Source organism: Micromonospora sp. NPDC023869, assembly GCF_055559695.1.
Genome location: NZ_JBVHKD010000001.1, coordinates 372,734 through 381,385, shown reverse-complemented (window position 1 = coordinate 381,385; position 8,652 = coordinate 372,734). Strand labels below are relative to the sequence as shown.

3 protein-coding genes and 2 pseudogenes are annotated in these 8,652 nt (G+C 72.2%); 3 read left to right on the top strand and 2 right to left on the bottom strand.

What is annotated here, in order from left to right:
* A partial coding sequence (locus ACZ31C_RS01385; RefSeq protein ID WP_465793717.1) for a hypothetical protein occupies positions 1–732 on the bottom strand: 732 nt, incomplete at its 3' end.
* Positions 732–1,349, bottom strand: coding sequence for a hypothetical protein (locus tag ACZ31C_RS01380; protein WP_465793716.1), 618 nt, complete (start codon positions 1,347–1,349; stop codon positions 732–734). The genes ACZ31C_RS01385 and ACZ31C_RS01380, both read right to left, overlap by 1 nt.
* A gap of 149 nt (positions 1,350–1,498) precedes the next feature.
* Here ACZ31C_RS01380 and ACZ31C_RS01375 point away from each other — a divergent pair, with 149 nt between their 5' ends.
* The 3 genes and pseudogenes from ACZ31C_RS01375 to ACZ31C_RS01365 all read left to right on the top strand — a co-directional run.
* On the top strand, positions 1,499–2,023 hold the full coding sequence (locus tag ACZ31C_RS01375) for a hypothetical protein (RefSeq protein ID WP_465793715.1): 525 nt from the start codon (positions 1,499–1,501) through the stop codon (positions 2,021–2,023).
* A 3-nt stretch (positions 2,024–2,026) separates the two neighbouring features.
* A pseudogene (locus ACZ31C_RS01370) lies at positions 2,027–2,356 on the top strand (WXG100-like domain-containing protein); the annotation flags it as partial.
* Positions 2,357–3,025: 669 nt separating this feature from the next.
* Positions 3,026–8,652 (top strand): annotated as a pseudogene (locus ACZ31C_RS01365) (hypothetical protein); the annotation flags it as partial.

Below are 8,652 nucleotides of genomic sequence, written 5' to 3'. Positions count from 1 at the left end.
GATGTGGCCGGGGCGGTTGTCGGCGTCGAAGTCGCTGTAGGTGGTGCCGTCCGGGCGTTGTTCGCTGACGATCTTGTTCTGCGCGTTGTACGTGACGACGCTGTCGTCGGCGTAGGTGTAGACGGTGTTGCCGTCCTGATAGCTGATCTCGGCGCTGGTGGCGGGTCGGCCCTCGGTGGCGGGGACGTCGATGTGGCCGGGACGGTTGTCGGCGTCGAAGTCGCTGTACGTCGTGCCGTCGGGGCGTTGCTCTTTGAGCATCTTGCCGTCGGCGTTGTACGTGATGACGGTGTCGTCGGCGTAGGTGTAGACGGTGTTGCCGTCCTGGTAACTGATCTCGGCGCTGGTCGCCGGTTGGCCGCTGCGGGCCGGGATCTCGACGTACTGGGGCTGGTCCTTGGCATTGAAGTCGGTGTAGAGGGTGCCGTCGGGTAGCCGCTGGCTGACCAGATCCTGACTGTGACTGTCGAAGGTGAGCACCGACTTGTCGGCGTACCGGAAGATCGTCAGGTTGTCCTGGTAGCCGATGTGCGCGTACGTCGCCGCCTGACCGTCCGACGGCGGGATCTCCACGTACCGGGCGCGACCCGCGTCGTCGAAGGAGCTGTAGACCCGGCCGTCGGGCATCACCTGCTGGACCGGCTGACCATTGGCGTCGTACGTCACCACCGAGCCGTCGCTCTGCCGCTCGAACGTGTGCCCCTTGGTCGGCGTCAGCTCCGGCCCGGTCATCAGGCGGATTCCTCGGGGCCGCCGACCCGGGGGAGAGACTCGGGTGCGGTCGGCACCGTCTCGCCGAACGACTGCTTGTCGGCCTCGGCATAGAACTGGGCGGCGTTGTTGACCCGGACGACGTACTGCGCCACCGCCTGGATCGAACCGCCGACCGCCTTGAGCAGCGAGAGCTGGGTGTCCACGAGCATCTGCGTCTGATCCGGATTGGGGTCCTCGACCGGCGGTAGGTCCTCGCCCTTCACCGTGTGTCGCGAGATGTGGCTACCACCGTCGTGGCTTCTGATCACGCGGTCGTTCTGTACGCCGCCCTCGTTCTCGGCGTAGAAGATCCAGCCACCCTTGCTGAGCACGTCCGCCTTGAACGACTCGAACTCGTCGACCTGGGTGTTGAGTTCATTCAGCATGTAGTTCTGCGCCCCGCGAAGGTCGGCGGGCGTGACCCCGAACGCTCGGACGGTCGGCTCGACGAGTTCCTTCGTTTCGTCGCCCGCGTCCTTTGGCGGGTTGAACAGGTTGTCGCCGGTGACCGATCGCGCCGTGCGCTCTTCCATGTGCAGTTCGGGTACGTGTTTAATCGACGCCTGTACGTAGGTGTCCAGCTCAGGGTCGGCCATCTTAGACATGTACCACGCGGGTCCCCGCAGAGGGATGTCCCTCTTCGGGGGACGCCCACCGTCACCAACATTGAGATGGTCCGGTTGAGCTGGGCCGATGCTAGCGTCTCCGGCACGGAACCGATTGGTGCGCGGGCGGGGGGCTGAGCATGGGGAGCGGTGCGCCCGCACACTACGACGACGGCCAGAGCATCAATGTCGACCCGCAGGGCATGTGGACGATCGGGTCGGAGCGAGTCGTCAAGCTCATGGGCGATGTCGTCGACTCGTGGGAGCGAATCGGTACCACGTGGAAGAACCTCGAACTCAGTTGGGCCGGCGAGACCGCCGAGGAGGTCCAACAGTTCAATTATCGGTTGCAGAAATTGCAGTGGGATCTGTTCGGATCGCAGGAACAGGAAACCCACGGGCTGATTTCTCAGGTGTGTGGGATCGCGGCGAGCGCGGCGTCGAACTACGGCGAGGCCGAGAAGACGGTCATCAAGATGTTCGACGAGTTCACCGCCGCCATCCCCGCCGAGGACCTGCCGCCGGAGGATGACGGCGAAGGCGACGGCGGCACCCCTCCGCCCGTCGATCTCGGGGATGCGTACAACACCACTGAGTCGCCGGTGCACACCCTCTACCCCAACAATCCGGACGCGAACAAGCCACCGCCGCCGGATAGAGAGTGACGGATGGCGAGCGACACCCATCCGGATCCTGACAAACTCGATGCGCTCGCCGCGCAGTGGGAGGCCAAGGCCGAGGACCTCGATCGGTTGGTCCTCGTGCCGTCGAGGGCACTGAATCAGGTCGGCAACTGGCAGGGCAGCGGGCGGGCGGCGGCCACCCGCACGCTGCCCAATCTCGAGAAGAACCTCCGCAACACCGCCGAGTTGTGCCGCCGCTGGGCCCGGCGGTTGCGCAAGATGGCGGACGAGATCCGCAAGAAGCTCGAAGAGATCCGGAAACAGTCCCTCGTCACGATCCTGAGCGTCATCTTCGGACTGCTCTTTGGTTTCATCGTCGGTTTCGCGATCGGCCCGGCGCTTGCCGCGCTCGTCGCGGCGATGGCGCGGGCGGTCGCCGGTCTCGCCACGGCGCTGCGGGCAATCATCAACATGTCGTTCCAGTTCGGTCTCGGCGCGGCGGTGTTCGGGTCCACCCAGCTTGCCGCCGAGGTCTTCGCCCAGGCGATCGCCTCGCACGTCGACGGCAAGTTCGAGATCACCAACGAGAGCTGGATCAGCGTCGGTGCCGCCGCCGGTCTGGGCGGACTGTTCGGAATCTCCACCCGGGGACTCGGCAAGGTCGGCGGCGGTGGGCCGAAATCGACCGACGTGCCGACGGTCAAGGGCCTGGACGGCACGAACACCGGTGGGCGGCCCAGCGACACCCCCACCCCGGACGTACGGACCGGTCGCGGCGACATACCGGGCGTCGGCTCGCCGGACGGCCCTCCGCTCGGCGCACCACCCCCGTATAGTGCCGTCGGTGGCCGGCCCCCGACGCCGGGCCCGGTCAGTGCCAGTTCGACGCCGCCACCGGTCCGCCCGGTCGGCGGGCGGGGAAACGCCGGTGGTGCCGCGCCGACGCGGACCACCCGACCCACCACGGTCGACCAACCCCCACCCTCGGCGCTCGGCGGCGCACCGGCGCGGACCACACCGCCACCGGCCCGCCTCGACGGCCCGGTGAACACGCCACCACCAGCCCAACCGCAACCCCGGACCGGGCTGCCGCAGCCCGACACCCGGCCACCGGCGGTCGGCAACGGCAACGCCGTCAGCAGCCTGCCACCGCCCGCCCGCACCACCCCACCGCCGAAGGCCGACGCGGGTGCGCCACCCGTCGGTACGCGGACGCCGGGTGGACCGGCGATGGCCGGAGTGGACGCGCCCGCGCCGCCTCCGCGCGCCGTCGCCGCCGATCCTCGGCCGCCGTCGCAGCTGACGCCCGAGCCGATGCCCGGAGGACGGCCGCCCGCCGCCAGCCCTGACCTGCCCGCCACTCCCGGCGGAGGACGGCCGCCTGCCGCCAGCCCCGAACTACCCGCGACCCCGGGCGGAGCGCGGGACGTACCCGGCAACGGCCCCGCCCGGGACGTGTCCCCGAACGCGCCCACACCGGCCCGGTCCGGCACGCCGCCGCCCGGCCAGGGCGTGACCGTCGACCCGCCCGTGGTCCGGCCGGGCGGCGTCGGCTCGGTGGCGGACGTTCCGTTGCCGGGCGGCAGACCTGCCGGTAGTACTCCCGACCCCACCGTGTCGGTTCCGCCGCCCGCACGCCCGGTTCACCAGGTGGTCGACGTCCCCACGCCCACCCCGAGACCAGCCACCCCCGAGCCGTCCACACCGGTACCACCCGCCGGGCAACCCGGACCTCGCGGCAACCTCGCGGCGAACGACCTTCCGGCGGACGTCAGGACCCCGGTCACCACGCGACCACCGCTGGACCGGGCACCCGTCTCCGGCGAGCCGCCGGCCGTCCGGCCGGACACCCCGGTCACGTCACCCCGGCCCACCTCGCACGCGGCGACCCGGCCGGACACACCTGAGCAGATCCCGGGCGATGTCACGCCGCCCGGCTCCCGTCCCGGCGGCACCAACGGTGACCAGCCGCCGGTCGTCGGACAGGGCAAGTCGGCCACGGACACCGCCCCGGTGGGCGCGTCCTCGAAGGGTGCGCCGGAGCCGGGCAAGACCAACCCGGTGCAGGCCAACCTCGACGCGCGGATCCGCGACCTCATCGCCGAGGGGGGCGGCGGCACCAAGGGGCAACCCGGGGTGTCGCAGTCCAGCCGGCCGGGCACGCTCACCGAGATGCGCGCGCTGCGCGAACGGATCCTCGCCGACAGCCCCGGCGGGCAGCCTACTGGCGGCAACGCCCTCGTCGTGCAGCGCCTGGACGATCACATCACCGCCCTGACCCCACGGCGGCCCGTCGGCGGCGACGCGCAGGGTGGCGCGGGTCGGCAGTTCAGTGGTCAGCCGGGGGTCGAGACTCCGCTCAAGCAGATCCCGGTGCCGACGAAGCCCATGCCCGGTGGTCCGCGACACACCGGGCCCGACGGCATCGACGCTCGGGCGCCCTATCCGGACCAGACGCCCGTACCCGTGGTGGGGCCGAAGGGGCCCGGCGGTCCGCGACTCGACCTGGAGGCGAAAGCCCCGGTCCCGCCACCCGCCGAGGCACCGCCTCCCCGGACGTCCGGGCGCGACCAGTACACCGGCGAGTGGGACTGGCACATCCGGAAGGACAAGTTCGGCACCGAGTTCCTGTTGTTGCAACGTGGGCCGGACCAACCGCCGGGCGTGCGGCTCGGCGGATCCAGCGGCGAGCCGCACAGCCCGGGAGGGCTCGGCCGACCGTCCCGGACCGATCCGGTGGATCCACCCGACCCTGGTGCTGGGCGTCGCCTGGGCGACGGCAAGGCGGTCCGGGACGACCAGTTCGGTGTCTCGTCGAGACCGACCGGAGATGGCCGGGTCACCGAGCGTCCCGCCCAGGTCCGGGAGATCAACGGGGAGAAGTGGGTCCGCCTGCCGGACGAGGCGGTGCAGGGCCGACCCGGTGCCGGCAACCAGCAGCCGTCGGACCGCTGGATGCGGATGCCCGACCGGGACAACCGCGTCCTGCCGGACTCCGGCGGGCGTGCGCCGGAGGGCAGCTTCTACTCCTGGCAGGAGCACACCCCCAGCAAGTCCGCCGTCTCCGCACTGGACCGGGGCCGGGGGCAGATGGTCGACATCAAGAGCCGCCCCGGCTGGCAGCTCAATCCACCGGAGCCCGCGCCACTCGGTGTCACCTCCCGGCCGACTCCGGGGGCGGACATGCCCGGCCCCGGCCACCGGCTCGGCGGCGGGACGACCGATCGCCTGATCAATTCGCTGGAGAACTTCGGGGGCATGTTCCGCCGGGGCGGTGACGCGCCGGCCCCACAGCCGCCCTCCGTCGTCATCAAGTCGCCGGGGCCGGGCGGTAACACCGGCGGCGGGATCGCACCGGGGGGCAGGGGCACCACCCCGGACGCGCCGGCCTCCGGCGGAAGCTGGAAGGGGTACGGCGAGGGGCAGCAGCTCGGCGGCCGACCGACCCGGCCGGACGCCGACGGCAGCCCGGTGCCGGGACAGCGGGGCCCGGATGGCAGTGGGACGGGACCGGCCAGAACCGGGGACGTCGCGACGCCACCCCGGTCGACCGACACCCCGACGCCGAGGACCGACACCGGCAGCCCGCAACCGGGTCGCTCGGCCGGGGCGGAGGGCGGCGGCTCGTCGCGTACCGGTGGATCGCAGGGCACGATGGGGATGCGGGATCCGCGCACCGGCAGCCGTACCGAGACGGTGACCCCGGACCGGTACATCGAGCCGACGGTGGACAACCCGGCCTGGGCCACCCGAAGCGCCCGGGATGTCGGTGACACGTCCCGGGGTGTCGTGGGCGAGACCCAGGCACCCGCCGGGCAGGGCGGCCAACGCTCGCCCGCCGGCACCGAGGGGGCACCGCCGAGCGGTGCGAAGCGTGTCCCGGACCGCATCACGACCACCGACACCCGGACACCGGCCGGGTCGCAGCCGGGCGAGGTCTTCGGATCCCGGTCCGGCCCGGCCGCCACGCCGGGCCCGCGGCCGACCGGACAGCCCGTTGCGGCGCGCGACAGCCTGCACGGGCAGATGGCGGACCTGCTGGAGGGCGCGGCCAAGCGCGCAGAGGCCAAGCCCGGTGGCGGACCCAAGCCCGGTGAGGACGTCCTCCTGGGCCCGGGTACGCGGGCGGGCGAGAGTTCCCGTACGCCGGGCGGCGGGACCGACAGCGCCCCCAAGCCGCCGGGGCAGTCGCGGCCGGGTGAGGCGTTCGGGCAGCGTCCGGAGTCGGGTACTCGGCGGTTGGAGTCTTCGCCGGAGCCCGAGCCGGTCAAGCCTGGCAAGTTGCGCAAGGATCGGCCGGTCGGTGATGCGGCGCGGCCCGGTGAGACCTTTGGGCAGCGTCCGGAGTCGGGTACTCGGCGGTTGGAGTCTTCGCCGGAGCCGCAGACGGGGCTCGGGAAGTTGCGCAAGGATCGGCCGGTCGGTGATGCGGCGCGGCCGGGTGAGGCGTTCGGGCAGCGTCCGGAGTCGGGTACTCGGCGGCTGGAGTCTTCGCCGGAGCCCGAGCCGGTCAAGCCCGGCAAGTTGCGCAAGGATCCGCCGGCTGGCGACGCGGCACCGCGACCCGGTGAGACGTTCGGGCAGCGTCCGGAGTCGGGCACGAAGCGCCTGGAGTCCTCGACGGGGCAGCCCGGCACCGTGCGGAAGGATCCGCCGGCAGGCTCGTCGACGCCGCGTACCGGAACGCACGAGCTGTCGACGCCGGTCCGAGATGGTCGGCCCGCGCCGACGACCGAGCAACCGGCTCCGGCGACGCCGGCCCTGGCTGCGCAGACCGAGGCCACGCCTGCGGCGACGGCGCGCCCCGAACCGGCGACCGTGCCGGGAACCGGGACCGTGCCGGGACTCACTCCGGGACCGGGAATCCGGCCGGAGAACGGAACGGTCAGCGACAACGGCGCGTCGGTCGGACCCGGCGCCGTGCCGGGACGACGGGTGGTGGAGAACCCGACGCCGGCGGAGCTGGCGGTGTTGCAGGGCGGAGGCGCGGGCGCGGGGCTGCGGCCCGACCAGCGCGTCAACCTGGTGCTGAACGAGCGCAACTGGGCGCGGCAGGCCGCTGAGGTCGAGGCGGTTCTGCGGGCGGAGTTGGCGGATCTGCGGGGCCGGGTGCGGACGCCGGGTGAGCCGATCTCGGAATGGGTGCGGCGGGAAACGCGGATCGCGGAGATCGAGTCGACACTGGGTGGGAGTGCTCCGAAGCCGGTGGACGTGCCGTCGCCGAGGCCGGGTGAGTCGCCGGCGGCGCGGCAGGCTCGGGCGTGGGCGGGTGCGTCGCCTGCGGAGTCGGAGGTGTTGCGGGGCGGGGGTGCGGGTGCTGGGTTGCGGCCGGATGAGCGCGTCAACCTGGTGCTCAACGAGCGGAACTGGGCGCGGCAGGCGGCTGAGGTCGAGGCGGGCCTGCGGGCGGAGTTGACGGACCTGCGGGCACGGGAGCAGTGGGGGCAGAACCCGTCCGAGGCGGAACAGCGGATTCTCGATGGTGCGGGGCTGGGCACGGGCGTGCCGCCGGATCAGCGGGTGCTGGTGGTGGAGGCGCTGCGGTCGTTCGCGCAGGGCGCCGAGACCTGGATGGGCGGGCCGGCTGCTGCTGCGGCTGGGGAGGCACGGATCGCTGAGCTGCGGCGGCAGGTGGAGTTGGCGAGGCAGGGCCTCAACCCGTACGGGGACGGTGGAGTCCAGGTCGTGCTGCACCGGCGTGGCCGCCCGGAACTGCGGGCACCTGAGATGGACACGCCTGCGGCCCCCGTCACGCGGGTGGAACTGGACGGGTCGGAGTGGCTGCGGCGGGATCAGCGGATCGCGGAGCTCGAGTCGGCGTTGGGTGTGCGTTCCGAGTGGTCGTTGCCGAGGTCGTCTGCGGGTGAGACGGCTGAGCAGCGGAGTGCTCGGGCGTGGGCGGGTGCGTCGCCTGCGGAGTCGGAGGTGTTGCGGGGCGGGGGTGCGGGTGCTGGGTTGCGGCCGGATGAGCGCGTCAACCTGGTGCTCAACGAGCGGAACTGGGCGCGGCAGGCGGCTGAGGTCGAGGCGGGTCTGCGGGCGGAGTTGACGGATCTGCGGGGCCGGGTGCGGACGCCGGGTGAGCCGATCTCGGAGTGGGTGTGGCGGTCCCAGCGGATCGCGGAGATCAGGTCCAGGCTTGGCGAGCAACCGGACGAGGTGCCGGTGCCGAGGCCGCCTGTGGGAACGTCGGCTGCCGAGCGGAGCGCGCGGGCGTGGGAGAACGCGACTCCTGCGGAGACCGAGATCCTGCAGGGCGGGGGTGCCGGGTTCGGGTTGCGTCCGGACCAGCGGGTGAACCTGGTGCTCAACGAGCGTAGTTGGGCACAGCAGTCCGAGCAGCGGTTGCGGGCCGAGTTGGCGGACCTGCGGCGGCAGGTGCGGACCCCGGGCGAACCGGTGTCGGAGTGGGTGTGGCGCTCCCAGCGGATGTACGACATTCAGGTTGCGCTGGGTGACCGTACGCCGGAGACGACACCAGTGTCGAGGCCGTCCGCTGCTGGTCCGCGTCGAGTGGAGAACCCGACGCCCGCCGAGCAGGAGGTGTTGGACGGTCGGGGTGCGGGTGCCGGGCTGCGTCCGGACCAGCGGGTGAACCTGGTGCTCAACGAGCGTAGTTGGGCACAGCAGTCCGAGCAGCGGTTGCGGGCCGAGTTGGCGGACCTGCGGCG

Bases quoted from the DNA above. Each gene is read 5' to 3' on its own strand.
- ACZ31C_RS01380 (WP_465793716.1), bottom strand. From the start codon at position 1,349: ATGGCCGACCCTGAGCTGGACACCTACGTACAGGCGTCGATTAAACAC.
- ACZ31C_RS01375 (WP_465793715.1), top strand. From the start codon at position 1,499: ATGGGGAGCGGTGCGCCCGCACACTACGACGACGGCCAGAGCATCAAT.